The following is a 24,702-nucleotide window of genomic DNA, read 5'->3' on the forward strand; positions in this document are numbered from 1 at the left end:
GACACCCGCAATCGGCCCCGCCAGGAGAATCGCTTGAGCCGCTACTGGAGCGACATCGTTCACCATCTGACGCCGTACGTGCCGGGCGAGCAGCCCGCGCTCGCACATCCGGTGAAGCTGAATACCAACGAGAATCCGTATCCGCCGTCGCCGCGCGTGCTAGACGCGATCCGCCGCGAGCTCGGCGACACGGCCGACGCACTGCGCCGCTATCCCGATCCGAGCGCACGCAAGCTGCGCGAAACGGTCGCCGCGTATCACGGCATCCGCGCCGAGCAGGTGTTCGCGGGCAACGGCTCGGACGAGGTACTCGCGCTAACGTTCCAGGCCTTGCTCAAGCACGACGAGCCGCTGCTGTTTCCCGACATCACTTACAGCTTCTATCCGACCTACGCGAAGCTGTTCGAGGTCGACTACCGGACCATCCCCCTCGACGACAGCTTCGCGATCGACGTCGACGACTACACGGTGCCCAACAGCGGCATCCTGTTTCCGAATCCGAACGCGCCGACCGGCCGGCCGCTGCCGCTCGCGGAAATCGAACGCCTCGTCGCGAGCCATCCTGATTCGGTCGTGGTGATTGACGAAGCGTATGTCGACTTCGGCGCCGAGTCGGCGATTGCGCTGATCGCGCGCTATCCGAATCTGCTCGTCGTGCAGACCGTGTCGAAGTCGCGTTCGCTCGCCGGCATGCGCGTCGGCTTTGCGTTCGGCGATCCTGCGTTGATCGATGCGCTCAATCGCGTGAAGGACAGCTTCAATTCGTACCCGCTCGACCGCCTCGCGCAAGTCGCGGCCACCGCCGCCTACGAAGACGACGCGTGGTTTCGCGAATGCTGCGCGAAGGTGATCGCGAGCCGCGAACGGCTTGCGGCGGAATTGACCGCGCTCGGCTTCGAGGTGGTGCCATCGGCGGCGAATCTGCTGTTCGCGCGGCATGGGGGGTACGACGCGGCGACGCTCGCGTCGCGGCTGCGGCAAAAGGAAATCTTCGTGCGGCATTTCAACGCGCCGCGCATCGACCAGCATTTGCGGATCTCGGTCGGCACCGACGCCGAATGCGACATACTGCTCGACGCTTTGCGCGGCATTTTCAGCGGTTACGTCGGATAACGGAAACGCCGCCCCCAAAAGAAAACGGCGAAGGCCCGCAGGCCTTCGCCGTTTTCTTTTGCGCGTCTCCCGCGAACGTCAGGTGCCCTTGGCGGCCTGCAACGCGTGATATTTCGCCATCAAACCTTCGGGCGTTTCCAGGTGGTTCGGGTCACGCGGAATGCACTCGACCGGACACACCTGAACGCATTGCGGCTCGTCGAAATGACCGACGCACTCGGTGCACTTCTTCGGGTCGATCACATAGATTTCCGGGCCCATCGAAATCGCGTCGTTCGGGCACTCGGGCTCGCAGACGTCGCAATTGATGCACTCGTCGGTAATCATCAAGGCCATGCCGCCACCAACTTTGCTAGAGAAAACAACACATTATAGCTTTTTCGCCCCCGCACGGCCGTGCAATCCCACGCCAGGGTCATGGGCGGCTGCGCTTCTCGGTCAGGTAGCCTTCGTCGCAAGCTGGTTGGCGTATGCGCTGTTCAACGCCAACTGGATGCTGAACATGCCATTCGACACGCGGGAATTGCCGGGCTGTTTCGGCAACAAGGCCAGCAGCGCCTTCATCACATACAGAATGATTAGCGCGCCGGCCAGATCACCCACAAACATCGTGAAGAAGCTTTCGAACCAGTTCTTCGTCGTACCGGCCAGCGCGAACCACAGGTGGTGAAACAGCGTATTTGCTCCCGAATAGGCGACAGCCAGAACAAGCAGCCGCTTCGGCGTCAGGTTCGTCAGCGATGCGCGCAGATCGAAATACTCGAGCGCAAACCTGTAGACCAGATACGGTGCCAGTGACCCAAGCAAAGCGCCTGCTATTGCACGCACCGGGTCATGCGGAAACCAGTACAGAAAGTCTGTAATCAGTCCGGCAAGCAGCAGGCCGAGTGCACCATCGAACCCAACCAGCAACGTGCTGAGAAGCCGAACACCAGACGGCAGGAAAATCCAGTTGACGCCTCGCACGAAAGACGTGTGCGTAAACACCTCCTGATTGATCCACAGCGACGCCAGGAACGCGATCAGGGTCCCAGCGATCGACCAAAAATGCAAACGTAAGCTAGACATTGCGGTGAGCCATCCTCGGTTGCTTTTGCCGAATGCATCATAGCGTGCCCGTATGGCGTTCCGCGAGCACAAGCAGCAGGCTTTCGGTCACAGATATCGTGACGCTCACGGAAAAAATTTCTCGAGGCCCTCAAGTTCTGCGCGACGCGACCGAAAACCCATGTATAGCTTTATGCCCGGCTCGACAAGCATGCAGAGCCGCGTCCATATTGATATGCTTTTTATAGCGATGAATCTGAGAGAACAGGCTGGAACGGAACGCGCTATCCGGACGAACCGGTGGCTATCGGCACGCCGACCAGTAGGCCGCCCGCCTGCTGCATGGCTCGCGTGCTATCCCGTCTTTCAAGATGCGTTGCTCGGCTGCGAAACAAGGTTGGGGGCGCTTCCTGACTTCGTCAGGCGCGCTGCTTTGGAAAGGCTGGGTGGCTCCAATTATTCGTGTGTGCCCACTTCAGTACTTGATGAAGTCCGCGCCTCTTACCTGGAACTTCGCAGCACATGCGTCGCAGAAGAAGTACGTCGATACCTGTCTGATACCGAGGACAGTCTGCTGGCGTCACACGAATCGTCGGACGCCCTTGAAACCCTGGCGGCGGGAATGCCGCGGATGCTGGTTCCGCCTGTCGCTCGCCCTCCGTGTCTGCTGAGTTCTGGCAACGGAATGTTTCTCGGGGGCTGGGCGCGGTTTGTTGCGTACTGGTGTCGGAAAGACCCAACGATTCCGCTACTCGCGGTAGATTGGCCGATCCTCTACGAGCACGTAGCGCCCTACAGCCTTCGCCACTTGATCGACGATCCTGGTTTTGCATCGACCGGTTGAATCCGCCTTCGGAAAGCAGCCAATCGTCCTCCAGCGACGGCTCGAGTTGATCACCCGCACGAACCTTGGCAACGCGCGACTTTATCGTTATAGTTTTTGTAACGGCCAAACCTGAGAGAAATGGTTCGCGTGGAACTCGATGTGCGTGAAGACTTCCTGGTCGATCCAGAGCGACAGCGCGAACGCGATGGCCGTGCCCGCGACCGGGAGCACACCCAAACGTAAGCTGGACATGGAGATAAAATAGAGAAGCCCGGTTGTCGCAGGGCATCAAGGTTCGCTTTCCGCGCTCGGGTGAGCGGCGTTTTCGTTGGAGCGATGGTCATGAGCCGCCCTGCTGATATCTATCTTCGATTTCTTCAATTGACCGAAGCACTGCGAGGTCTTCCCGCACTTCCCGCGCTCGATCCGCTCGAAGAAAAGATCCTGGAGTTCGTTGCTCGCATGAGGCAAAAGAACGAACGCCTGTCGGTTCGAGACATGATGGCCCAAAGTGCGCTGGGGTCGCCGGCTACCTTGCATGCCCGTATCACGTCAATGCGCGAAAAGGGCTGGCTCCTGCTCAACGACACCGAAGACGCTCGCCGCAAACAGGTCGAGCTGACGCCCGCGGCCCTCCGGCACTTCGACAAACTTGCCGAGGCGTTCACGAAAGCTGCGAAGGGAAGCTGACATTGTTCTGCTTCGGTTAAGCCGGCACTATCCGGTTAGGAAAAACTCCTCATTCCTCTTGCAATGCCCGTCTAGTTGCTCCGCTCCAGCAATTCCACGTATGCGGCACCTGTCACCCTGTTGAAATCCATCGTACCGTACTGGTGCGCTTCGTCAGTTCATACTCGGCGAATTGGACAAAGGTATATCGATTGCCCACGCCCGTGACGTTTTCCGGATAGGGTTCCGTAGGAACCTGACAAGCCGGCGTGACTATTGATGAACGCCCCGTTTGCGATGAAGAGACAATTCTTGTTCTTCGCATCATCATTGACATCGCAGCTTGCGCGAACCATCGAATACACCGATGCCCGTGCATAACGACAGGATTGACGTTCGCCGCCAATACGGCTCGCCAACATTACTTGGAACAGCCGACCGATGCACCTGGCGCCGATCACCGAGGCCTGGCCGGTCTTGATCCGTCAAAACCGGCATTCGCGCGACTCAGGCTCAGGTCCCCTGAGCGCCGTCCTGCGGATCCAGCGAAGCGACCTTCTCCTTCAGCCATTTTTCGACGGACGGGAACACGAACTTGCTGACGTCGCCGCCCAATTGCGCGATCTCGCGCACGATCGTGCCCGAGATGAACTGATACTGATCGGACGGCGTCATGAACATCGTCTCGACGTCGGGTAGCAGATAACGGTTCATGCCCGCCATCTGGAACTCGTACTCGAAGTCCGACACCGCGCGCAGCCCCCTGACGATCACCCGCGCGTTGTTGGTCCGCACGAAGTCCTTCAGCAGTCCCTTGAAGCTCATCACCTGGACGTTCGGATAGTGGCCAAGCACCTCATGCGCAATCGCGAGGCGCTCCTGGAGAGTGAAAAACGGCTTCTTGGCACGGCTGTCGGCCACACCCACCACCAGCGTGTCGAAAATGCTCGACGCGCGCCGAACGAGGTCTTCGTGACCGCGCGTCAGCGGGTCGAACGTGCCCGGGTACACGGCGACTACCATGAGACTTCTCCTCTCTTCAGACAAAAGGGCACGTCCGGGCGACGCATTTCGCACCGGCGCGGATGACGATAAACCGCCCGGCCCTTTTTTGGAACGCGCATTATTCCTTATTTTCGCGCTGCAGCAAATGAAAGTGCACAGCGCCCGCTTTGCCCTGCCGCACGAGTTCCCAGCCTGACAGTGGCTCGTGAGCGGCCGGTTCGAGCGCCTCGCCTGCCTCGACATAAAGATAGCCGTCGGCGCGCACGAGCGGCACGGACACCGCGAGCGCCTTGCCGAGCAGGTCGGCATCGAACGGCGGATCGAGGAACACTACGTCGAATGAGCCTGGCGCGAGACTCGCCGCAAGACGCAGGCCGTCCGCCTCGGCGATTTCGATCATGCGTGCATCGAGCCGCTGCTGGTTTGCGCGCAACTGGCCGGCAGCGCGCGCATGACGCTCCACCATCAGCACGCGAGCGGCGCCGCGCGACGCGGCCTCGAAGCCGAGCGCCCCACTACCAGCAAACAGATCGAGGCAGTGCTGGCCGTCCAGACGCTGGCCGAGCCAGTTGAACAGCGTTTCGCGGACGCGGTCGGGCGTCGGGCGCAAGCCGTCCAGATCGAGCACGGGCAGCGGCGTGCGTTTCCAGTCGCCGCCGATGATGCGAATGGCATGCGGTTTGCCACTTTTGGACGAAGCGCCAGCGGCGCGTGAAGGTGCTAAACGAGGCATGCAGTATCGTGCAGTTTCAGCTAGGTGATGAACACGCCCGCGGCGTCGATGCGCGCGGGCCGGAGCGCTCACGTTACCACAGGGGTGGCGCGCGTCCAGCCTGGCCGAGCGGCCAATACGACGCGCCGCAGCACGCCTGATAAAATGTGCGGCTGCCAGCGCCCCGCCTTTTCGCATCCCGGCGCTGCCCACCGCTTCGCCGGTCCCGTGCCGGCTGCGCGCATCGGCGCGCTCTCCCATACGTCAGATCATGTTCAGCTTTTTCAAACGATTCAAGGGCTCGAAAGAGTCCGATACCGCCGCAGACGAATCGCTGGCGGCGCAAGACGGCGCGGCACCCGAGGCCGAGGCCGAGGCCGCGCCCGTTGCGCCCGCCGAACCGATCGAGCCTACCGCGCCCCCCGTTTCTGTGGCCACGACGATCATCGAGCCGCAGCCCGAGCCGCCAGACGCTATGCTCGATACCGTTGAAATCGTCCCACCGCCCGTGCAGGACGCCGGCGCGAAGCGCTCGTGGCTCACGCGCCTGAAGAGCGGCCTCGCGAAAACCAGTTCGAACCTGACCGGCATTTTCGTCGGCACGAAGATCGACGAGGACTTGTACGAGGACCTCGAAACCGCGCTGCTGATGTCGGACGCCGGCGTCGAGGCGACCGAATTCCTGCTCGAAGCGCTGCGTGAGAAAGTGCGCAGCGAACGCCTGACGGCCCCCCAGCAGGTCAAAACCGCCTTGCGCACACTGCTCGTCGAATTGCTCAAGCCGCTCGAAAAATCGCTGATGCTCGGCCGCGCGCAGCCGCTCGTGATGATGATCGCCGGCGTCAACGGCGCGGGCAAAACCACGAGCATCGGCAAGCTCGCGAAGCATCTGCAGAGCTTTGACCAATCGGTGCTGCTCGCCGCCGGCGACACGTTCCGCGCCGCCGCGCGCGAGCAACTCGCCGTGTGGGGCCAGCGCAACAACGTGACCGTGGTCGCGCAGGAAAGCGGCGACCCGGCCGCGGTGATCTTCGACGCGGTCGGCGCCGCGCGCGCGCGCAAGATCGACGTGATGATGGCCGACACGGCCGGCCGCCTGCCCACGCAACTGCATCTGATGGAAGAACTGCGCAAGGTGAAGCGCGTGATTGGCAAGGCGCAGGACGGCGCGCCGCACGAAGTGCTGCTCGTGATCGACGCGAACACCGGCCAGAACGCGCTCACACAGGTCAAGGCGTTCGACGACGCGCTCGGGCTCACCGGCCTGATCGTCACCAAGCTCGACGGCACCGCGAAGGGCGGCATCCTCGCGGCGATCGCGCGGCAGCGGCCGATTCCGGTGTATTTCATCGGCGTCGGCGAAAAGGTCGAGGACCTGCAGCCGTTCAGCGCGGAGGAGTTCTCGGACGCGCTACTGGGCGGCTGATCGCGTGATCGTTGCGGCGCTCGCGGCGAACCAAAGGAAAAGGGCACTCCGCGGAGCGCCCTTTTTTCGTTTCAAGCTACCGTCGACGTGTCAGCGATCCCGGGCTCACTCCGCGTCCGGCTGCACGCCCGGCGCCGCGCGCGCGAACGCGTCGAGTTGCATCGCATGATCGTAGATGCGCTGGATCGTCGGAAACTTTGCGGTGTCGACCTTGAAGCGCTGCGCGTTGAATACCTGCGGAATCAGGCACGCGTCGGCGAGTGTCGGTGCGTCGCCGAAACACAGTTTGCCGGTGCGCGCGTCGCCGGCAAGATGCGTCTCCAGCGTCGCGAAGCCCGCGTCGATCCAGTGCCGGTACCACGCGTCCTTCGCGTCGTCGTCGACTCGCAACGTGTGCTTCAGATAGCGCAGCACGCGCAGATTGTTCAGGGGATGAATCTCGCACGCGACCTGCAGCGCCACCGAGCGCACATACGCGCGATCGAGCGGTGCCTTCGGTAGCAGCGGCGGCTCGGGATGCGTCTCCTCGAGATACTCGATGATCGCGAGCGACTGCGGCAGCAAATGACTGCCGTCGGCGAGCGTCGGCACGATGCAGTCGGGGTTGATCTTGCGATACGCGGGCTTCAGCTGCTCGCCGCCTTCGCGCACGAGGTGCACGGGTACGTAGTCGTACGACAGGTTCTTCACGTTCAGCGCGATGCGCACGCGATACGACGCCGAGCTACGGAAATAGCTGTAGAGCTTCATGTTGTCTGCCTCCTCCACCTGCACGCAAGCCGTCTCAGACGACGCGCACGCTGAACTCGCCGAGCCCGTCCACGCCGCCCTTCATCAGGTCACCCTTGACGACCGCGCCGACGCCTTCCGGCGTGCCGGTGAAAATCAGGTCGCCAGGCCGCAGTTCGAACAGCGTCGACAGATACGCGATCGTCTCGGCCACCGACCAGATCAGCTGCGACACATCCGCGCGCTGCTTGTCCTCGCCATTCACCGACAGCCAGATCTCTCCTTTGCCGATGTGACCGACCGCCGAAGCCGGATGGATCGGGCCGAGCGGCGCCGAGTGATCGAAGCCCTTGGCGGTATCCCACGGACGACCCATTTTCTTCGCTTCGCCTTGCAGGTCGCGGCGCGTCATGTCGAGACCGAGCGCGTAGCCGTAGACGTGGTCGAGCGCGCGGTCGACGGGGATGTCTTTGCCGCCCTCGCCGATCGCCGCGACCATTTCCATTTCGAAATGGACGTTCCTGGTCTGCGACGGATACGGGAATTCGCCGGTCGTGCCCGGCGCGACGTACACGATCGCATCGGCCGGCTTCGTGAAGAAGAACGGCGGCTCGCGGTCCGGGTCGTGGCCCATTTCACGCGCGTGCGCCTCGTAGTTGCGCCCCACGCAGTAGATGCGGCGCACCGCGAACTGCTCGCCCGACCCCACGACCGGCACCGCGACCTGCGGTGCGGGTGCAAATACGTAACTCATCCCGTTCTCCGTTTTCCGATGTGCGCCGCCGAGGCGGCGAGAAACATCGAGTGTAACCCGCGGCACGGCGCGGAGGCTTGTCAGGCGGCCCGTCGCGCGCCACTGCGTGCCCGCTTCGTTGCTGTTCGCCCGCTCGCCATAGATGCGATACTCACACCGAACTGTTCCCCGAATGGCGTAGCGAACCGCCAGGCGCGGCACGCCACCCGCCTCTTGCGCACGATGACCGACTCCACCGATACCACTTCTCCCTTCCCCTGGGCCCGATTCATCAAGGAAATCGGCCGCGGCCCGAATGGCGCCCGCGCGCTGACCGCCGACGACACGCGCTCGCTCTACACCGCGATGCTCGACGGCCGCGTCGACGATCTCGAACTCGGCGCGGTGCTGCTCGCGTATCGCGTGAAAGGCGAAACCGCCGACGAACTCGCCGCGATGCTGGCCGCCGTGCATGCGTCGTTCGAGCCGGTGCGGCTGCCGCACGGCGCGTTTCGGCCGGTGTCGATTCCGTCGTACAACGGCGCGCGCAAGCAGCCGAACCTCGTGCCGCTGCTCGCGCTGCTGCTCGCCCGCGAAGGCGTGCCGGTGCTGGTACACGGCGTCACCGAGGATCTGGGTCGGGTGACGAGCGCGGAAATCTTCACACATCTGCGCATCGCCCATGCGCAGTCGCACGCGCAGATCGAAGCTGGACTTGCGGAGCGCCGCGTCGCGTTCGCCTCGATCGACGTCCTGGCGCCCAAGCTCGCGCGCCTGCTCGCGCTGCGCCGGCGCATGGGCGTGCGCAATTCGACGCATACGCTCGTGAAGCTGCTGCAGCCGTTCGCGCCCGCGGGATTGCGGCTCGTGAACTACACGCATCCGCCGTATCGCGACAGTCTCACTCAGCTGTTCGTCACGCATCCCGATGCGGCCGTCGGCGGTGCGCTGCTCGCGCGCGGCACCGAAGGCGAGGCGGTCGCCGATACGCGCCGCCAGGTGCAGGTCGACTGGCTGCATGACGGCATCTGCGAGACGCGGCTGCCGCACGAGCGCTCGTCGCCCGATGCGCCCGAAGTCGAGCTGCCCGAAGCGCGCGACGCGGCGACCACGGCCGCCTGGATCGACGCCGTGCTGCGCGGCGAAGCGCCGGTGCCTGGCGCGCTCGAGCGGCAGGTCGAGCTGATCGTCGATATCGCGAAGACGGCGGCCTGACGGCCGCGGGTTGACAGGCCAACGCACGCCGTCATACATTTGGCCTCATGCGTTCCCTTCCGAACACCCTCCGAATTATCTCCGGCCGCCTGGCGCGGCCCCTATCGCTACACCTGGCGTAAGTCTCGCGTAGCGCCGCGCGCTGGCAGCTCCGGTTGCCGTCGGCGGTCCTGCCCGTAGTTCCCGCAGTTTCGCTTCACCCCCGTCGTAGTTCTCCACAACCTGTCGTCGTTTGCATTCGTCCGTTTACCGCTCGGACGATGCGAGAGGATCACGTGTACGTTGCATAGGCAGCATCCGCAGCGAGCATGCGTGAACAGTCGGCCAACCGCTCGACGTCCCCACCCTCCGCCGACGACACCACGAATGAGGCACCTCTCCATGTTGAGCAATCCCGCTGAAAAGTACCGCCCTTTTCCCGTCGTCCGGCTGACCGGCCGCAAATGGCCGAGTCGCACGGTCGACGCCGCACCCGTCTGGATGAGCACGGACCTGCGCGACGGCAATCAGGCGCTGATCGAACCGATGAACGCTGCGCAGAAACTCGAATACTTCGAGATGCTGGTCGCGATCGGTTTCAAGGAAATCGAAGTGGGCTTTCCGTCGGCGTCGCAGACCGATTTCGACTTCGTGCGCAAGCTGATCGACGAGCGACGCATTCCCGACGACGTCACGATCGAAGTCTTCGTGCCGTCGCGCGCGGAGCTGATCGCACGCACGTTCGACGCGCTCGAAGGCGCGCCGCGCGCGATCGTGCATCTGTACAACGCGATCTGCCCGTCGTTTCGGCGCATCGTGTTCCAGCAGTCGAAGGATGAGATCAAGGCGCTCGCCGTCGAAGGCACGGGCCTCATCAAGGAACACGCGCAGGCGCGGCCGGGCACGCGCTGGACCTTCCAGTACTCGCCCGAGACCTTCAACACGACCGAGCTGCCATTCGCGCGCGAGGTGTGCGACGCGCTCGCGCAAACGTGGCGGCCTACGCGCGATCACAAGATGATCGTCAACCTGCCGGCAAGCGTCGAAGCGGCCACGCCGAACGTGTTCGCCGACCAGATCGAATGGATGCATCGCAATCTCGGTTACCGCGACAGCATCGTGCTGTCGGTGCATCCGCACAACGATCGCGGCACCGCCGTGGCCGCGGCGCAGCTCGCGCTGCTGGCGGGCGCGGATCGCATCGAAGGCTGTCTGTTCGGCAATGGCGAGCGCACCGGCAACGTCGATCTCGTCACAGTCGCGATGAATCTCGACGCGATGGGTATCGACAGCGGTCTGGATTTCTCGGATCTCGCGACGATCCGGCGCGTGGCGGAGCGCTGCACGCGGCTTCCGGTGGCGGCGCGGCATCCGTATGCGGGAGAGGTAGCGATGCGCGGCACGCGCGAGGCGCGCGACGCGGATGCCGATGTAGACGAGCACGGCGCAAACAGCCGCGACAAAGCTGGCGAATGCGCGACCGCGTGAATTCGCGTTGGGCCTCGAGCCTGCTGCAGCGGAGTGCACACCCACATTCCGCTGCCGCTGGAGACGCGCTCACGAGGCGCGCCCGCCCGATGAGAATCTCACTCGAGCGCGCAACGGGTCGCCTGCCACGCGATCAGTCGCCACTGCCCGTCTTCGTGCGTGTGAATCGCGGTATAGGCAATCGGAAACAGGAGCGCGCCGTTGTTCGCCTCCATCTCGATCAGCGCGCGGCCCGTGACGACGTAGGTCTCGCGCCCGGCCGGCAAGACATCCTGCGACTGCACCTCGATTTGCCGATAACGACGGCGCCCCGCGGTGATCCCGTCGATGAACTGCCGCTTCGTCTCGCGCTTGCCATTCGTATGGACGTAGCTCACGTTGTCCGCGAGCAGCGTGTCGAGCGACTGCCCATCGCCATCGACCATCGCGCGAAAACGCTCTCGCTCGAGCCCGCGAATCGCTTCGATCATCTTTGCCGCCATTGCAGAGCCCCTCGAACACCGCGAGCCGCAGGCGGCCACGGTCAGAAGTGATATTGCAAATATAGCTGGCTGAAATTTATACCAGGATTCGGCTCTTTGATACCGCCATTGGAGACATGCTGGAAGCGGTAGCCGGCGACATACTGCTCACGAGCGCCGAACTGCAACCCGACGCCCGCCATCTCGGCGAACTGGAACGAGGTGCCCAACGTGAAGTCGGAAGAAATGCGCGGGCTGGTCAGCAGCCGGACGCCGGCACCCACCTCGATGAATGGCCGCACCGAACCCGACGACCTGATGAAGCGGATTACCGGCGTCACGCCGATCTCGCCGATGTTGTCGTGAACGTTTCCTTCATTGGTGTGCCACCACGCGACATGCGCCTCGCCGAGCAGCGCGAAATGCCAGTCGCCGATCTCCCACCAGGACAGGTTTGGATCCCAGACCACGCCGAGATCGAGCGTCCTGACGTGATGGTCGCCGACGCCGGCGGCCACCTGCACGCCGAACTGCTCAGCTTGGGATGCGCCCGCCGCACCCAGCAGAACGGCAAACGTGCTTTTTAGAGTAAGCCCACGCACCACAAGATTCTGCCTGTTCATCCGCCCCCCATACTGCCGGGTATTAAGCGAGCGCCCCCTTTATTCCAAGCACGAATTCAAGAGCAAGTATTTCCCAGATAATGCCCCATGAACAGCAATTATTCTCTTAAAACGGGACGATATCAGTCAAACATGAGCCTGCAAGCGCTCCTGGCGGTACTTTGTACAGGTCCAACGCGCAAGGCAAATAGAGCGTATGATGGCTATCAGAAGTCAAAACTCAATAGGATTTTCGGGAACTCGGATGCCCCTGCGACCTCTAAGTATTAGCACTCGGTAGATCCGAGTGCTAACATCCATCGCTGGAGTCGTTTACTGAGTACGCTATTGTCTGATTCCAAAGGAGCTTCACACGTGAGCCATGCAATGACCCTTCCGAGTACTTTGAGCCCGTCGTCGGCTAAGGCCGCTCCGGCAGGTGCACTGGCGCTCTCGCATTCCTCGCTGCTGTCCGGTCACCTCGGCAACATCGACGCCTACATCCAGGCGGTCAACCGGATTCCGATGCTGACGCCGGCGGAGGAACGCCAGTTCGCCACCGAATTGCGCGAACACGACAATCTGGAGGCTGCGCGCCGCCTGGTGCTGTCGCACCTGCGACTCGTCGTGTCCATCGCGCGTAACTACCTCGGTTACGGGTTGCCGCACGCCGATCTGATCCAGGAAGGCAACATCGGCCTGATGAAAGCAGTCAAGCGCTTCGATCCCGAGCAAAACGTGCGCCTCGTGTCGTACGCGATGCACTGGATCAAGGCCGAGATCCACGAGTACATCCTGCGCAACTGGCGCATGGTGAAGGTCGCCACCACCAAGGCGCAGCGTAAGCTGTTCTTCAACCTGCGCAGCCACAAGCAGGGGCTTGGCGCGTTCACGCCGGACGAGATCGAAGGTCTCGCGAAGGAGCTGAACGTGAAGCGCGAAGAGGTCGCGGAGATGGAGACGCGTCTGTCGGGCGGCGATATCGCGCTCGAAGGTCAGGTCGAAGACGGCGAGGAGTCGTACGCGCCAATCGCCTATCTGGCCGACTCGCATAGTGAGCCGACTGCCGTGCTGGCTTCGCGTCAGCGCGACCGGCTGCAAAGCGACGGCATCGCAAGCGCGCTCGACGCGCTCGATCCGCGCAGCCGCCGCATCATCGAAGCGCGCTGGCTGAAGGTGGCCGACGATGGCTCGGGCGGCTCCACGTTGCACGAGCTGGCCGACGAGTTCGGTGTGTCGGCCGAACGTATCCGCCAGATCGAAGCCAGCGCGATGAAGAAGATGCGCGGCGCGCTGACCGAATACGCGTAAAGCGTCGAAGCCATGCGCGCGTCAATTGTGTCCCGCCCATGACATAGGTAAAAACGACACGCGTTAATCGGTCGCGCCATTTAGCGACCATCGCGCTCAAGCCCCGCCCTCGCAAGACGGCGGGGCTTTTTCATTCTTTTCGCCCTTTCTTGCGTCCCCGCGGCCGCGCATTCGCGTCGGCCTATCCGCAAGCCGGCCTGTCGAGGCCGGTAAGCGTTTCTTGACGTATCGCAAGTCCGGTAGCAATACTGCACAGACGCGGCAAGTTTCGCGACGTGTTGCCGCATGGCTAAACCTGAGCGCGCGAGGTTCACCTCCTACAATCGGCATGCATTCGCCAGACTGCCTGACGGCCAGGGCGGTCTGGATCCAGCCGGACTCACCGGCGTGAAGTCGTCTTCGACCGATCATGACCATAGCCCTGAATCGCAGCAGCACTGTCCGGTCGCGCTTGCGCGGCCGGTTCACCAGGTGGGTGCGCGGTCCAACGCTGGCGCGCGATATCGCCATCATCCTCGCCATCAAGTTCGTCCTACTGATGGCGCTCAAGTACACATTCTTCAATCATCCACAGGCGCAGCACATGATGCTGCCGCCTGAGCAGGTCGCGCAGGCGCTGCTGTCGGTGCCCGCCCCGCATCCGTCTCGAGGTGATCAACATGCCCGTTAGCGAAGTCGTAGAACTGTCGCGGTTCCAGTTCGCCATCACGGCGCTTTATCACTTTCTGTTCGTGCCGCTCACGCTCGGTCTCGCCTGGCTGCTCGTCATCATGGAATCGGTCTACGTGATGACCGGCAAGCAGATCTACAAGGACATGACGCAGTTCTGGGGCAAGCTGTTTGGCATCAACTTTGCAATGGGCGTCGCGACCGGCCTCACGCTCGAGTTTCAGTTCGGCACCAACTGGGCTTATTACTCGCATTACGTCGGCGACATTTTCGGCGTGCCGCTCGCCGTCGAAGGGCTGATGGCGTTCTTCCTCGAATCGACGTTCGTCGGTCTGTTCTTTTTCGGCTGGAACAGATTGTCAAAAATCCAGCATCTGATCGTCACGTTCTGTGTCGCGCTCGGTTCGAACCTGTCGGCGCTGTGGATTCTGATTGCCAACGGCTGGATGAACAATCCGGTCGGCGCGAAGTTCAACTATCAGACAATGCGCATGGAGCTCGACAGCATCGGCTCGGTGATCTTCAACCCGGTTGCACAGGTCAAGTTCGTGCACACGGTATCAGCTGGATACGTGACCGCGGCGATGTTCGTACTCGGCGTGTCGTCGTGGTATCTGTTGAAGCGCCGCGACACCGAGTTCGCGCTGCGCTCGTTCGCGATCGCCGCCGGCTTCGGCCTCGCGTCGGCGCTGTGCGTGATCGTGCTGGGCGACGAATCCGGCTATCGCACCGGTGAAGTCCAGCAGATCAAGCTCGCCGCGATCGAATCCGAATGGGAGACCGCGCCCGCGCCGGCACCGTTCACGATATTTGGCATCCCCAATCAGAAAGAGCAACGCACCGACTATGCGATCCGTGTGCCGTACGCGCTCGGCATTATCGCGACCCGCTCGCTCGACGAACCCGTGGTCGGCCTGCGCGACCTGATCGCCCAAAACGAAGGTCGCATCAAGGACGGCATGCTCGCCTATTCGGCGTTGCAGCGGTTAAAGGGCGGCGACTCCAGCGACGAGGCGCATGCGGAGTTCGACAAGTACAAGGACGATCTCGGCTACGCCCTGCTGCTCAAGCGGTTCACGCCGAACGTCATCGACGCGACGCCAGACCAGATCGCCGCGGCGGCACGAAGCACGGTTCCGCCGGTGTTGCCGCTGTTCTTCTCGTTCCGCACGATGGTCGGCCTTGGCCTGCTGTTCCTCGCCACCTTCGTGCTCGCCTTCTGGTTCTGCGCGCAGCGCACGTTGCTGCTCGAAAAGCGTCGCTGGTTTCTGCGCTGGGCGGTCATCGCGATTCCGCTGCCGTGGCTCGCCGCCGAGCTCGGCTGGATCGTCGCGGAAATGGGCCGCCAGCCGTGGAGCATCGCGGGCATTCTGCCGACCAACCTGGCCGCGTCGACGCTGACGCCGCGCGATCTGTATCTGAGCATCGGCGGCTTCGTTCTGTTCTACACGGGGCTGTTCGTCATCGAGATCATGCTGATGTTCAAGTACGCACGGCTCGGCCCTTCGTCGCTGCATACGGGCCGCTATCACCACGAGATCGGACAGCCGGTGACGCAGCCACTGTCGAACACGGCCGCATGACGCACCGCTGCACCGCCCCGGAGGAGAAACCCATATGGACTACGCAGTTCTCAGACTGATCTGGTGGGTGTTGATAGGTGTACTGCTGATCGTCTTCGCGCTCACCGACGGCTTCGACATGGGCGCAGCGATCCTGCTGCCGTTCATCGCCAACACTGACTCCGAGCGACGCATCGTCGTGAACACGGTCGGCGCGACGTGGGAAGGCAACCAGGTCTGGCTCGTGACCGCGGCCGCCGCGATGTTCGCCGCGTGGCCGCTCGCCTACGCGGCATCCTTCTCGGGATTCTACTTCGCGATGCTGCTCGTGCTGTTCGCGCTGTTCTTCCGTCCGGTCGGCTTCGACTATCGCGGCAAGCGCGAGGATCCGCGCTGGCGCAACGCGTGGGACTGGGGCCTCTTTATCGGCGGCTTCGTGCCGGCGCTGGTGTTCGGTGTCGCGTTCGGCAATCTGCTGCAAGGCGTGCCGTTCTCGTTCGATACCGATCTGCGCGTCACCTATCACGGCAGCTTCTTCGGCCTGCTCAATCCGTTCGCGCTGCTGACGGGACTCGTCAGCGTGTCGATGCTGGCCGCGCACGGCGCCGCGTTCGTCAAGTGGAAGACCGATGGGGTGGTTCACGAGCGCGCGTCGAAGGCGCTGCGGCTCGCGGCGCTGTGCACGGTGGTGCTGTTTCTCGTCGCGGGCGCGCTCGTCGCGACGATGATCGGCGGCTATCAGATCGTCGACGCGCCGCCGCTCGACGCCGTCTCCAATCCGTTGATGAAGACCGTGATCGGCGCGCCGGGTTTGTGGCTGAACAACTACGCGCTCTACCCGTGGATGGCGATTGCGCCGCTCGCGGGTCTCCTCGGCGGGGTGCTCGCGGTGCTGCTCGCGCGTTCGCGCTTCGAGGCGACGGCGTTTCTGTCGACGTCGTTGATGATCGTCGGCTTGATCTTGACCGCGGGCTTCTCGATGTTCCCGTTCATCATGCCATCGTCACTCGACGGCCGCAGCAGCCTGACCATGTGGGATTCCACGTCGAGCCGCCTGACGCTCGAGATCATGCTGTTCGCCGTCATCGTGTTCCTGCCGATCATCCTGCTCTATACGGGCTGGGTGTATCGCGTGATGCGCGGCAAGGTGACCGCCGCGGCGATCAAGGAAAACCACCATTCGATGTATTGACCGGCACGACGCTTCAACAGAAAACAGGAGTAGGCGATGTGGTATTTCAGCTGGATTCCCGGCGTTGGCGTCGCGCTGGCGTTCGGTGTCGTCAATGTGATGTGGCTCGAATCGCGCGAGGTGGCGCGCTCGGCAAAGCGAGGGACTCGCTAGGCGCCACGCTCTGGTCGTAAACGCGAAAGCGGCACCTTGGGACCAGGTGCCGCTTTTTTATTGGCGTGCTGCGATCGCCGTGCAACTCAACAGCGCTCGACAGCCATCAACCGATCACGCCGGCACCGGCGCCGCGCCCGCGCCGCCGCCTTGCGACGACAGGCGCTCGGCCAGCTTCTGCGCATAGCGCTGCGCGGCCTCGCCGACGACGATATGGAACGTGTCGGTCGACACCCACGCGGTATCGAGCGTCGCGAGGCGCTGACGATCGACCGCCGACGGATCGCGCACGACTACCCGCAGACGCGTCGCCGCGACCGCATCGAGCGACACCACGTTGCCCGCGCCGCCGAGCACGGCGAGCCAGCGCAGCGGATCGGGATCGAGCGGACCGCCTTGCGCGTCATCGGCGTGCCCAGCGTTTCGCGCGACCGGCGCGGCAGCGGTAGCCGCCGCGGCAGCAGCCGGCGCCGATACAGCAGCACCCGCCACCTTCACCGCGTCGCCCTGACCCTGCGCGATCGCCGTACGCATCTCATCGGCGATGATGTCCGCCTCCGGTCCGATGATCACCTGCACGTTGTTCGTGCCGCGCTTGAGCACACCGCGCGCACCGATCGACTTCAGTTCGCTTTCGGAGACCTTGTCCGTATCGACGACAGACAGACGCAGACGCGTCGTGCATGCATCCACGACCGACAGATTCGCCGCGCCACCGAGCGCCGCGATATAGCGCTGTGCACGCGGCACGGCCGCACCAGCCGCCGGCGCGACGAAACCGCCCGCCGCGAACGACTCGACCTGCTCGTCGGCAGCGGCGGGCTCACGGCCCGGCGTCGCCATGTTGAACTTACGGATGAAGAAGCGGAACAGACCGTAGTACACGACCGAGTACACGATGCCGAGCGGAATCGCCCACCAGCCCTTCGTCGACAGACCGAAGTTCAGCACGTAGTCGATGAAGCCCGCCGAGAACGTGAAGCCGAGGTGAATCCCGAGTGCCGAGCAGATCGCGAGCGACAGACCCGTCAGAAGCGCGTGGATCGCATACAGCACCGGCGCGAGGAACATGAAGCTGAACTCGATCGGCTCGGTCACACCGGTCAGGAACGACGTGAGCGCCATCGAGAACAGCAGGCCGAACACCATCGCGCGACGCTCTTTCGGCGCCTCGTGATACATCGCGAGACACGCGGCCGGCAGGCCGAACATCATCACCGGGAAGAAGCCGGTCATGAAGGTGCCCGCGGTCGGATCGCCAGCGAAGAAGCGGTGCAGGTCGCCCGTGACGGGCGCACCGCCCGCCGGCGTGAAGGTGCCGAATACGAACCACGTCAGCGAGTTGAGGATGTGATGCAGGCCCGTGACGAGCAGCAGCCGGTTCAGCACGCCGAACACGAAGGCGCCGAGCGCGCCGGCCGTCGTGAGCCAGTGGCCGGCCACGTCGATCGCGTTCTGCACCGGCTCCCACACATGCCCGAATACGATGCCTAGCACCACGCAGACCACCCCTGTCACGATCGGCACGAAGCGTTTGCCGCCGAAGAACGCCAGGTAGTCGGGCAGCTTGATGTCCTTGTAGCGGTTGTACAGCAGCCCCGCGACGATGCCCGCGATGATCCCCGACAGCACGCCCATGTTGAGCTTGTCGTTGATGTCCTTCATCACCGCGATCTGCACCAGATAGCCGATCGCGCCAGCCAGACCCGCGACGCCGTTGTTGTCTTTCGCGAAGCCGACCGCCACGCCGATCGCGAACAGGAGCGGCAGGTTGTCGAAGATCGCGCCGCCCGCATCGGCGATCATCTTGATGTTGAACACGTCGGGCTGGCCGAGCCGCAGCAACAGGCCGGCCACCGGTAGCACCGCGATCGGCAGCATCAGCGCGCGTCCCAGGCGCTGAATCTTCAGAAACGGATTTCCATCCATCGGTATCTCCAATTTTGTCTCGTAGGGGTAGGTCTTGGTTGAGTGGTGCAGCTATACGGAGAATCGCGCCGCGCGTGAAGGCAGACGTGCTGCCTGGCGCACGGCGTGCGGGTTCTCAAATTCGTTAGTGTTTCAATCGAGGGGCCACGTGGCGCGGCTTGCGGCTCTGACCGCCTGCGCCGAGTCGAGCGCTAGCGCATCGCGGGCGCGCTGGCGACACAGCTGATAGTCGAGCGTGCGCACGCGTGCCTTGATGCCTGGCACGGAGACCGGATCGACCGACAGCTCGGTCACACCGAGGCCCACCAGCAGCGGCATCGCGAGCGGGTCGCCGGCGAGCGCGCCGCACACGCCGACCCATTTGCCGTGCTTCGCGGCACCTTCGACGGTCGCCGCGATCAGGCGCAGCACCGCCGGATGCAGGCCGTCCGCCTGCGCCGCCAGATCGGGCTGGCAGCGGTCCATCGCGAGCGTGTATTGGGTCAGGTCGTTGGTGCCGATCGACAGGAAATCGGCGTGCTGCGCGAGCTGATCGGCGAGCAATGCAGCCGACGGCACTTCGATCATCACGCCAACTTCGACCGGCTCCGATCTACCCGCTTCGCGTGCAAGTTCGTCGATACGCTTGCGGATGCGGATCAGTTCGCCCGCATCGGTGACCATCGGCAGCAGGATGCGCACGGCGCCGACCGGACGCACCGCGAGCAGGCCACGCAACTGGTCGTCGAGCAGATCGGGGCGCACCTGCGCGAGGCGCACGCCGCGCAGGCCGAGCGCGGGGTTCGGCTCGGGCGGCAGCGTCAGATAATCGACTTCCTTGTCCGCGCCGACGTCGAGCGTGCGGATGATCGCGGTGCGGCCGCGCAACGCATCGACGATCGCCTGATAGCTGTGGCGATGCTCGTCCGCGCTCGGCGCGGCCGGGCGGTGGATGAACAGCAGCTCGGTGCGCAGCAGGCCGACCGCGTCCGCGCCGTTGTCGACCGCGGCGTTCGCGTCGTCGAGTGTGGCGATGTTGGCGGCCACTTCGATCGCGCGGCCGTCGGAGGTCGCCGCTGCCTGCTGCGACGTGCGGCGATCCGCTTCGCGCACGTCGGCGAGGCGGGCGCGTTCGCGTCGCGCGCGTTCGACGTCGAGTTCGGTCGGCGCGAATTCGAGCCGGCCGGTGCTCGCGTTCACCACCACCTGAGTGCCCTCGGGTATCGCATGCAACGCGTCGCCGAGCGCGACCAGCGCCGGAATGCCCGCCTGACGCGCGAGAATCGCCGCGTGCGAGGTCGCGCCGCCGCGTGCCATCACGAGCGCGGTCACGCGCGTGCGATCGAGCGACGACAGATCCGACGGCGTGAATTCGTCGGCCGCGAGCACCGCCTCGTCCGGCAGGGTGCGAGCCGCGCTGCTCGTGTAGCCGAGCGCGCGCTGCACGCGCTTTTCGATGTCGCGCAGATCGGCGGCCCGCTCGGCGAGCAGTGCGTCCTCCACATTACTCAGGATGCCTACTTGCGCGCGGATCGCTTCGCGCCACGCAAAACCGGCGCTCTTGCCGAGGCTGATCAGATCGCGCGCGGCGTCGAGCAGTGTCGGATCTTCGAGCAGCACGCGATGCACCGCGAAAATCCCCGCCTCGCCCACCGAGCCGCGTTGCGACGCATCGCGCACGATCGTGTCGAGATCGGCGTCGACGGTCGCGATCGCCTTGTCGAGCAGACGGCTTTCCGCCGCCGACGTGCCGCTCGCCTGCTCCGGCGGCTCGAGATCCGCGTCGTCCCAGCGCACCAGCTTGCCGAGCGCGATGCCCGGCGCGGCGCACACGCCCGCGAGCGTGTTCGGCGCGAGCGGCTCGCCCGCGGCGTGCGCCGCAACGACTGCCGCCGGTGCGGCCGCTGGCCGCGCCGCTTTCTGTTCGCGCTTCGGTTCGACCTCGCCGTGCGCTTCGCGCGTCAGTTCGTCAGCGATTGCATCGACCGCCGCCTGCGCGTGCGGACCGACGCCGAGCAACTCGACGCTAGCGCCTTCGCCAGCACCGAGTCCAAGCAAACCCACCACGCTTTCGATCGGCGCCTTGCGCCCGTCGTAGCGCACCTCGACCCGTGCGTCGAAGCGGCGCGCCGCTTCGCGCGCCCGCGCCGCGGGCCGCGCATGCAGGCCGCCCGCGTGCGTCAGCGTGATCTGCCGGCGCGCTTCGTCCATCACGTGCGCGGCGCTCGCCTCGCGCACCGCGTCGTGGCTGACGCCTTCGCGCGCGCGCAGCACCAGCAGCGTCGTTTCGCCGGCCTTGACATGCCCGTTCGGCGCCCGCTCGATCACCTCGAACGCATCCGAATTCGCAATCGCGATCACCGAGACGAGGCTCGGCGCATTCAGCGCGATCTGATCCAGATCGAACTCGATCAGCACGTCACCGGCGCGCACCGGCGCGCCCTGCTCGACCATCGGCGCAAAACCCTTGCCATTCAGTCCGACGGTGTCGATACCGATATGCAGCAGAATCTGCGCGCCCTCGGTGCTCTCGAGCGTTACCGCGTGGCCGGTGCGCGCGAGATGCGTGACGACGCCGTCGCATGGCGCGACGAGCCGACCCTCGAGCGGATCGACGCCGATGCCGTCGCCGAACATGCCGCCCGAAAACACCGGGTCCGGCACCTTCGCGAGCGGCACGACCGGGCCGGTCAGCGGTGCAAGCAAAACAATGTGATTCTCGGAATGGCTCATCAGGTTGGACTTCTCGACACGTCGCATCGTCATTCTCGTCAGTGAGTTTCGGTGACTTTGTTGAGATGGCGAGGCGCGTCGGGATTGCGCCCGCGCGCGGCGGCAAGATCCGCGGCCATCACGTAAAAGGACAGGATGGCGGCGATCGGATCGAGCGCTGCGTGTGCGGTGGCGACGAGCGGCAGCGAGGCTTGCGTGACGTCATCGGGCGCCGCGAGCAGCACGCGCGCGCCGCGCGCGCTCATGTCGTGCGCGAGTTGCAGCAGACCCGCCTGCTCCGGGCCACGCGGCGCGAACACGAGCAGCGGATAGTCGCGGTCGATCAGCTCCATCGGACCATGACGCACTTCCGCGCTCGAAAACGCTTCGGCCTGGATGCCGGAAGTTTCCTTCAGCTTCAGCGCGGCTTCCTGCGCGATTGCGAGGCCAAGACCGCGGCCAATCACGATCATCCGTTCGATACCGCGCAACTCGTTCACGGCCATCGACCAGTCGAGCCGGCCCGCGCGTTCCAGCGCGTCGGGCAGCGTATTCAGTCCATCGAGCAACTCGGCGTCGTTCTGCCAATGCGCAACCAGCTGCGCGGAGATCGACAGCATGGCGATATAGCTCTTGGTCGCCGCGACGCTCAGCTCGGGACCGGCTACGAGCGGCAGATGCCATTCGCACGCGTCGGCGAGCGGCGAGCTCGGTGCGTTCACGGCGGCGACCGTCAATGCGCCGGCCGCGCGCAACGCGTTCATCGTGCCGACGAGGTCGGGGCTCTTGCCCGATTGCGAAAACGCGAGCGCAAGCTGGTCGCGCACCTGCAGCGGCGCCTGCTGCAGCGTCGCGACCGACATCGGCAGCGACGCGACCGGCACGCCGAGGCGGCTCATCGTCAGGGATGCAAAGTAGCTGGCGGCATGGTCCGAGCTGCCGCGCGCGACGGTCAGCGCGACATGGCGCGGCTGTTGCGCGAGCTTCGCGGCGAGCGCCGCGACGCGCGAGGTGTCCTTGAGCTGCTCGGCTACTGTTGCGGCGGACGCGAGCGCTTCCTTAAGCATATTCGACAATGGCTTCTCCTTCGACGTAGGTCGCGCTCAGCGCCAGCTCGCGGTCGAATACGACCACGTCGGCCCACGCACCGCGCGCGATGCGGCCGCGGTCCTCGATGCCGAGATAGTCGGCGGCGTAGCGTGACAAACGGTGGGATACATCGGCGATCGGCAGGCCGATCGAGACGAGATTGCGCAGCGCCTGATCCATCGTCAGCGTGCTGCCCGCGAGCGTGCCGTCGGCCAGACGTACGCCGCCGAGGCACTTGGTTACGTGCTGGCTGCCGAGGCGGTATTCGCCGTCGGGCATGCCGGTGGCCGACGTGCTGTCCGTCACCACATACAGGCGCGGAATCGCGCGCAGCGCGGTGCGGATCGCCCCCGGATGCACGTGCAGCAGGTCGGGAATGATTTCGGCGTATTCGGCGTGCGCAAGCGCAGCGCCCACGAGGCCAGGGTTGCGGTGATGCAGCGGCGACATCGCGTTGAACAGATGCGTGAAGCCGCACGCGCCGTGCTTGAGCGCGGCGACCGCGTCGTCGTAGGTGCCGAGCGAATGGCCGAGCTGCACGCGTACGCCGCGCGCCGCCATCTCCGAGATGATCTCCATGTGGCCGGCGATCTCGGGCGCCAGCGTGACGACGCGGATCGGCGCGATCGACAGATACCTGAGCACCTCGTCCAACACCGCCGATACCGCCGCGTCGGGCTGCGCGCCGAGCTTGCCGGGGTTGATGTACGGCCCTTCCAGATGCACGCCGAGCACGCGCGCGCAGCCCGGCGTGCGCACCCGCGTGACATTGCCGAGCCCGGCGACGACGTTCATCAGCTCGTCGCGCGGCGCGGTCATGGTCGTTGCGAGCAGGCTCGTGGTGCCGTAGCGCGCATGCGTGCGGGTGATCGTTTCGATCGCGTCGCCAGCTTCCATCACGTCGGCGCCGCCACCGCCATGCACGTGCAGATCGATGAAGCCGGGCAGGATGTACGGTGCGTCGTTCGTCGTCGGATCGACGCGCTCGCCGGACAGCGTCGTGATGCGGCCGTTTTCGTATTCGAGCGTGCCGTGGATCCACCCTTCGGTGGTAAGTATGTTTCCGGTCAGCATGAGTCTCTCTGGTGCGTGATACGTATGCGGCAAATGGCGTCCGCCGGACTTGCGGCCTGCGAGGGCCGCGCAGCTCAGGTGCGCAATTCAGCGACGAAGTCGTAGTAGTCGTCGCGGCAATAGGTGTCGGTCAGCTCGATTGCGCGTTGATCCGCGCAGTAGCCGATCCGGGTGATGACCAGCAGCGCGGTGCGCGGTTCGATGTCCATCAGCGCGGCGATTTCGCTCGACGCGTTGACTGCGCGGAAGTGCTGCAACGCGCGCACGACCGCCGCGCCGCGCTGCTCGAGATAGCTGTACAGCGAGTCGCCGATCACGAGCGGATCAGGCACGATCGCGACCGGCAGCGCCGAATGTTCGACCGCCATCACGATGCCGTCCGCGCGCCGCAGCCGCCGCAGGCTCGTGACGGCCGCGCCGGGTGACAAGCCGAGGCGCAGCAGCTCGTCGCGATTGGCGGCGCGCACGTCGCGTTCGAGCCAGACCGAATCGGGCCGGAAACCGCGCTGCTGCATCTTCTTCGTGAAGCCGGTGAGACGCGACAGCGGATCTTCGACGCGCGGCGTGATGAAGCTGCCCGCGCCGCGCGAGCGCCGGATCAGCCCCTGCTCGACCAGCAGTTCGATCGCCTTGCGCGCGGTGACGCGCGACACGCCGATCGCGTCGGACAGCGTACGCTCGGAAGGCAGCGCCTCGCCGGCCGACCAGACGCCGCAATGGATCGCCGTCGCCAGGTTGCGCGCGAGCTGCAGGTAGAGCGGCGTGACGTTGCGCACGTCAGGCATCAATGCGGACCAGCGAGTTTCCATGGGGCTCCAAGGACGCCGCGAGCAGTACAGCCCGGAAAATTGAGAGCCCATTATATAACCAACATAATACCAGTCAACGGACTGGTTCCATGCCGGTCCGGATCGCCGGAAAGCCTTGCTGAGTGCGGATCACAGCGGTATTCAACGGCTCCGTCGGAGGGATTTGCAGACCAGGGACTTTCCCGTATCGCACGCATTTGACGATACCAGCGAGTCGT

Annotated in this window: 23 protein-coding genes and 1 pseudogene; 11 read left to right on the top strand and 13 right to left on the bottom strand. The window is 64.5% G+C overall.

What is annotated here, in order from left to right:
* Positions 1-33: 33 nt before the first annotated feature.
* Positions 34-1,113 carry a histidinol-phosphate transaminase gene (hisC, locus tag OKW35_RS07210; RefSeq protein ID WP_429551576.1) on the top strand — a complete coding sequence of 360 codons (1,080 nt, stop codon included), beginning with the start codon at positions 34-36 and terminating at the stop codon, positions 1,111-1,113.
* A 78-nt stretch (positions 1,114-1,191) separates the two neighbouring features.
* On the opposite strand, the gene OKW35_RS07215 is transcribed toward hisC, so the two are convergent.
* Together OKW35_RS07215 and OKW35_RS07220 are read right to left on the bottom strand one after the other, a co-directional pair.
* On the bottom strand, positions 1,192-1,449 hold the full coding sequence (locus OKW35_RS07215) for a YfhL family 4Fe-4S dicluster ferredoxin (RefSeq protein ID WP_184062491.1): 258 nt from the start codon (positions 1,447-1,449) through the stop codon (positions 1,192-1,194).
* A 102-nt stretch (positions 1,450-1,551) separates the two neighbouring features.
* The gene (locus OKW35_RS07220; RefSeq protein WP_429551836.1) at positions 1,552-2,181 is read right to left on the bottom strand and encodes a hypothetical protein; all 630 of its coding nucleotides are present in this window, start codon (positions 2,179-2,181) and stop codon (positions 1,552-1,554) included.
* Positions 2,182-2,341: 160 nt separating this feature from the next.
* On the opposite strand from OKW35_RS07220, the gene OKW35_RS07225 reads away from it, so the two are divergent.
* Entirely contained in the window at positions 2,342-3,004 is a 663-nt protein-coding gene (locus OKW35_RS07225; protein WP_184062493.1) for a hypothetical protein, read from the top strand.
* 324 nt (positions 3,005-3,328) lie between these two features.
* Positions 3,329-3,676, top strand: coding sequence for a winged helix-turn-helix domain-containing protein (locus OKW35_RS07230; protein WP_184062495.1), 348 nt, complete (start codon positions 3,329-3,331; stop codon positions 3,674-3,676).
* A gap of 492 nt (positions 3,677-4,168) precedes the next feature.
* On the opposite strand, the gene coaD is transcribed toward OKW35_RS07230, so the two are convergent.
* The gene (gene coaD / locus OKW35_RS07235) at positions 4,169-4,678 is read right to left on the bottom strand and encodes a pantetheine-phosphate adenylyltransferase (RefSeq protein ID WP_062125937.1); all 510 of its coding nucleotides are present in this window, start codon (positions 4,676-4,678) and stop codon (positions 4,169-4,171) included.
* 100 nt (positions 4,679-4,778) lie between these two features.
* Positions 4,779-5,393: a 16S rRNA (guanine(966)-N(2))-methyltransferase RsmD gene (gene rsmD / locus OKW35_RS07240; RefSeq protein ID WP_429551577.1), complete on the bottom strand. Its 615-nt coding sequence runs from the start codon at positions 5,391-5,393 to the stop codon at positions 4,779-4,781.
* A 250-nt stretch (positions 5,394-5,643) separates the two neighbouring features.
* Between rsmD and ftsY the strand changes: the two genes are divergently transcribed.
* Positions 5,644-6,798 (top strand): signal recognition particle-docking protein FtsY, encoded by a 1,155-nt coding sequence (gene ftsY / locus OKW35_RS07245; protein WP_429490904.1) that lies wholly within the window; start codon positions 5,644-5,646, stop codon positions 6,796-6,798.
* A gap of 105 nt (positions 6,799-6,903) precedes the next feature.
* Here ftsY and maiA read toward each other — a convergent pair whose 3' ends face one another.
* Positions 6,904-7,548 (bottom strand): maleylacetoacetate isomerase, encoded by a 645-nt coding sequence (gene maiA, locus OKW35_RS07250; RefSeq protein ID WP_184062501.1) that lies wholly within the window; start codon positions 7,546-7,548, stop codon positions 6,904-6,906.
* A gap of 34 nt (positions 7,549-7,582) precedes the next feature.
* A complete protein-coding gene (locus tag OKW35_RS07255) occupies positions 7,583-8,281 on the bottom strand; it encodes a fumarylacetoacetate hydrolase family protein (RefSeq protein WP_429356558.1) in 699 nt (232 codons plus the stop codon).
* A 222-nt stretch (positions 8,282-8,503) separates the two neighbouring features.
* Here OKW35_RS07255 and ybiB point away from each other — a divergent pair, with 222 nt between their 5' ends.
* Together ybiB and OKW35_RS07265 are read left to right on the top strand one after the other, a co-directional pair.
* Positions 8,504-9,475 (top strand): DNA-binding protein YbiB, encoded by a 972-nt coding sequence (gene ybiB / locus OKW35_RS07260; RefSeq protein WP_429490902.1) that lies wholly within the window; start codon positions 8,504-8,506, stop codon positions 9,473-9,475.
* Between the two features lie 381 nt (positions 9,476-9,856).
* Positions 9,857-10,843 (top strand): annotated as a pseudogene (locus tag OKW35_RS07265) (2-isopropylmalate synthase); the annotation flags it as partial.
* A 197-nt stretch (positions 10,844-11,040) separates the two neighbouring features.
* Here OKW35_RS07265 and OKW35_RS07270 read toward each other — a convergent pair.
* Positions 11,041-11,424, bottom strand: coding sequence for a nuclear transport factor 2 family protein (locus OKW35_RS07270; RefSeq protein WP_008921685.1), 384 nt, complete (start codon positions 11,422-11,424; stop codon positions 11,041-11,043).
* 41 nt (positions 11,425-11,465) lie between these two features.
* Complete coding sequence (locus tag OKW35_RS07275) at positions 11,466-12,026, bottom strand: acyloxyacyl hydrolase (RefSeq protein WP_429551578.1); 561 nt, start codon at positions 12,024-12,026, stop codon at positions 11,466-11,468.
* A gap of 354 nt (positions 12,027-12,380) precedes the next feature.
* On the opposite strand from OKW35_RS07275, the gene rpoH reads away from it, so the two are divergent.
* The 5 genes from rpoH (at position 12,381) to cydX (ending at position 16,892) form a co-directional block, all read left to right on the top strand.
* Complete coding sequence (rpoH, locus tag OKW35_RS07280) at positions 12,381-13,316, top strand: RNA polymerase sigma factor RpoH (protein ID WP_184026837.1); 936 nt, start codon at positions 12,381-12,383, stop codon at positions 13,314-13,316.
* Between the two features lie 409 nt (positions 13,317-13,725).
* Positions 13,726-13,986, top strand: coding sequence for a cytochrome oxidase putative small subunit CydP (gene cydP, locus OKW35_RS07285; protein ID WP_018419327.1), 261 nt, complete (start codon positions 13,726-13,728; stop codon positions 13,984-13,986).
* Entirely contained in the window at positions 13,976-15,568 is a 1,593-nt protein-coding gene (locus OKW35_RS07290) for a cytochrome ubiquinol oxidase subunit I (RefSeq protein WP_429356555.1), read from the top strand. The genes cydP and OKW35_RS07290 overlap by 11 nt, the downstream gene beginning before the upstream one ends.
* A 34-nt stretch (positions 15,569-15,602) precedes the next feature.
* Entirely contained in the window at positions 15,603-16,739 is a 1,137-nt protein-coding gene (gene cydB, locus OKW35_RS07295; protein ID WP_429356554.1) for a cytochrome d ubiquinol oxidase subunit II, read from the top strand.
* Positions 16,740-16,775: 36 nt separating this feature from the next.
* Positions 16,776-16,892, top strand: coding sequence for a cytochrome bd-I oxidase subunit CydX (gene cydX / locus OKW35_RS07300; RefSeq protein WP_429356553.1), 117 nt, complete (start codon positions 16,776-16,778; stop codon positions 16,890-16,892).
* 114 nt (positions 16,893-17,006) lie between these two features.
* Here the strand turns inward: cydX and nagE are convergent, their stop codons facing one another.
* The 5 genes from nagE to OKW35_RS07325 form a co-directional block, all read right to left on the bottom strand.
* A complete protein-coding gene (gene nagE, locus OKW35_RS07305; protein WP_429551579.1) occupies positions 17,007-18,821 on the bottom strand; it encodes an N-acetylglucosamine-specific PTS transporter subunit IIBC in 1,815 nt (604 codons plus the stop codon).
* 132 nt (positions 18,822-18,953) lie between these two features.
* The gene (gene ptsP, locus OKW35_RS07310) at positions 18,954-21,560 is read right to left on the bottom strand and encodes a phosphoenolpyruvate--protein phosphotransferase (protein WP_429551580.1); all 2,607 of its coding nucleotides are present in this window, start codon (positions 21,558-21,560) and stop codon (positions 18,954-18,956) included.
* 11 nt (positions 21,561-21,571) lie between these two features.
* Positions 21,572-22,588 carry an SIS domain-containing protein gene (locus OKW35_RS07315; protein WP_187612619.1) on the bottom strand — a complete coding sequence of 339 codons (1,017 nt, stop codon included), beginning with the start codon at positions 22,586-22,588 and terminating at the stop codon, positions 21,572-21,574.
* The gene (gene nagA / locus OKW35_RS07320) at positions 22,572-23,675 is read right to left on the bottom strand and encodes an N-acetylglucosamine-6-phosphate deacetylase (protein WP_090802908.1); all 1,104 of its coding nucleotides are present in this window, start codon (positions 23,673-23,675) and stop codon (positions 22,572-22,574) included. Before nagA ends, OKW35_RS07315 begins: the two co-directional genes overlap by 17 nt.
* A 74-nt stretch (positions 23,676-23,749) precedes the next feature.
* Entirely contained in the window at positions 23,750-24,484 is a 735-nt protein-coding gene (locus tag OKW35_RS07325) for a GntR family transcriptional regulator (protein WP_090802906.1), read from the bottom strand.
* Positions 24,485-24,702 lie beyond the last annotated feature (218 nt).

The organism is Paraburkholderia sp. MM5477-R1 (assembly GCF_050436385.1).
Taxonomy (GTDB): Bacteria; Pseudomonadota; Gammaproteobacteria; order Burkholderiales; family Burkholderiaceae; genus Paraburkholderia; species Paraburkholderia tuberum.

Excerpts from the sequence above, each read along its gene's own strand:
- coaD (WP_062125937.1), bottom strand. The coding sequence starts at position 4,678 with ATGGTAGTCGCCGTGTACCCGGGCACGTTCGACCCGCTGACGCGCGGT.
- OKW35_RS07230 (WP_184062495.1), top strand. The coding sequence starts at position 3,329 with ATGAGCCGCCCTGCTGATATCTATCTTCGATTTCTTCAATTGACCGAA.
- cydB (WP_429356554.1), top strand. The coding sequence starts at position 15,603 with ATGGACTACGCAGTTCTCAGACTGATCTGGTGGGTGTTGATAGGTGTA.
- ptsP (WP_429551580.1), bottom strand. The coding sequence starts at position 21,560 with ATGCGACGTGTCGAGAAGTCCAACCTGATGAGCCATTCCGAGAATCAC.
- OKW35_RS07215 (WP_184062491.1), bottom strand. The coding sequence starts at position 1,449 with ATGGCCTTGATGATTACCGACGAGTGCATCAATTGCGACGTCTGCGAG.
- OKW35_RS07225 (WP_184062493.1), top strand. The coding sequence starts at position 2,342 with ATGTATAGCTTTATGCCCGGCTCGACAAGCATGCAGAGCCGCGTCCAT.
- nagE (WP_429551579.1), bottom strand. The coding sequence starts at position 18,821 with ATGGATGGAAATCCGTTTCTGAAGATTCAGCGCCTGGGACGCGCGCTG.
- OKW35_RS07325 (WP_090802906.1), bottom strand. The coding sequence starts at position 24,484 with ATGGAAACTCGCTGGTCCGCATTGATGCCTGACGTGCGCAACGTCACG.
- OKW35_RS07220 (WP_429551836.1), bottom strand. The coding sequence starts at position 2,181 with ATGTCTAGCTTACGTTTGCATTTTTGGTCGATCGCTGGGACCCTGATC.
- OKW35_RS07255 (WP_429356558.1), bottom strand. The coding sequence starts at position 8,281 with ATGAGTTACGTATTTGCACCCGCACCGCAGGTCGCGGTGCCGGTCGTG.
- OKW35_RS07275 (WP_429551578.1), bottom strand. The coding sequence starts at position 12,026 with ATGAACAGGCAGAATCTTGTGGTGCGTGGGCTTACTCTAAAAAGCACG.
- cydX (WP_429356553.1), top strand. The coding sequence starts at position 16,776 with ATGTGGTATTTCAGCTGGATTCCCGGCGTTGGCGTCGCGCTGGCGTTC.
- ftsY (WP_429490904.1), top strand. The coding sequence starts at position 5,644 with ATGTTCAGCTTTTTCAAACGATTCAAGGGCTCGAAAGAGTCCGATACC.
- cydP (WP_018419327.1), top strand. The coding sequence starts at position 13,726 with ATGACCATAGCCCTGAATCGCAGCAGCACTGTCCGGTCGCGCTTGCGC.
- rsmD (WP_429551577.1), bottom strand. The coding sequence starts at position 5,393 with ATGCCTCGTTTAGCACCTTCACGCGCCGCTGGCGCTTCGTCCAAAAGT.
- nagA (WP_090802908.1), bottom strand. The coding sequence starts at position 23,675 with ATGCTGACCGGAAACATACTTACCACCGAAGGGTGGATCCACGGCACG.
- OKW35_RS07270 (WP_008921685.1), bottom strand. The coding sequence starts at position 11,424 with ATGGCGGCAAAGATGATCGAAGCGATTCGCGGGCTCGAGCGAGAGCGT.
- ybiB (WP_429490902.1), top strand. The coding sequence starts at position 8,504 with ATGACCGACTCCACCGATACCACTTCTCCCTTCCCCTGGGCCCGATTC.
- maiA (WP_184062501.1), bottom strand. The coding sequence starts at position 7,548 with ATGAAGCTCTACAGCTATTTCCGTAGCTCGGCGTCGTATCGCGTGCGC.
- OKW35_RS07290 (WP_429356555.1), top strand. The coding sequence starts at position 13,976 with ATGCCCGTTAGCGAAGTCGTAGAACTGTCGCGGTTCCAGTTCGCCATC.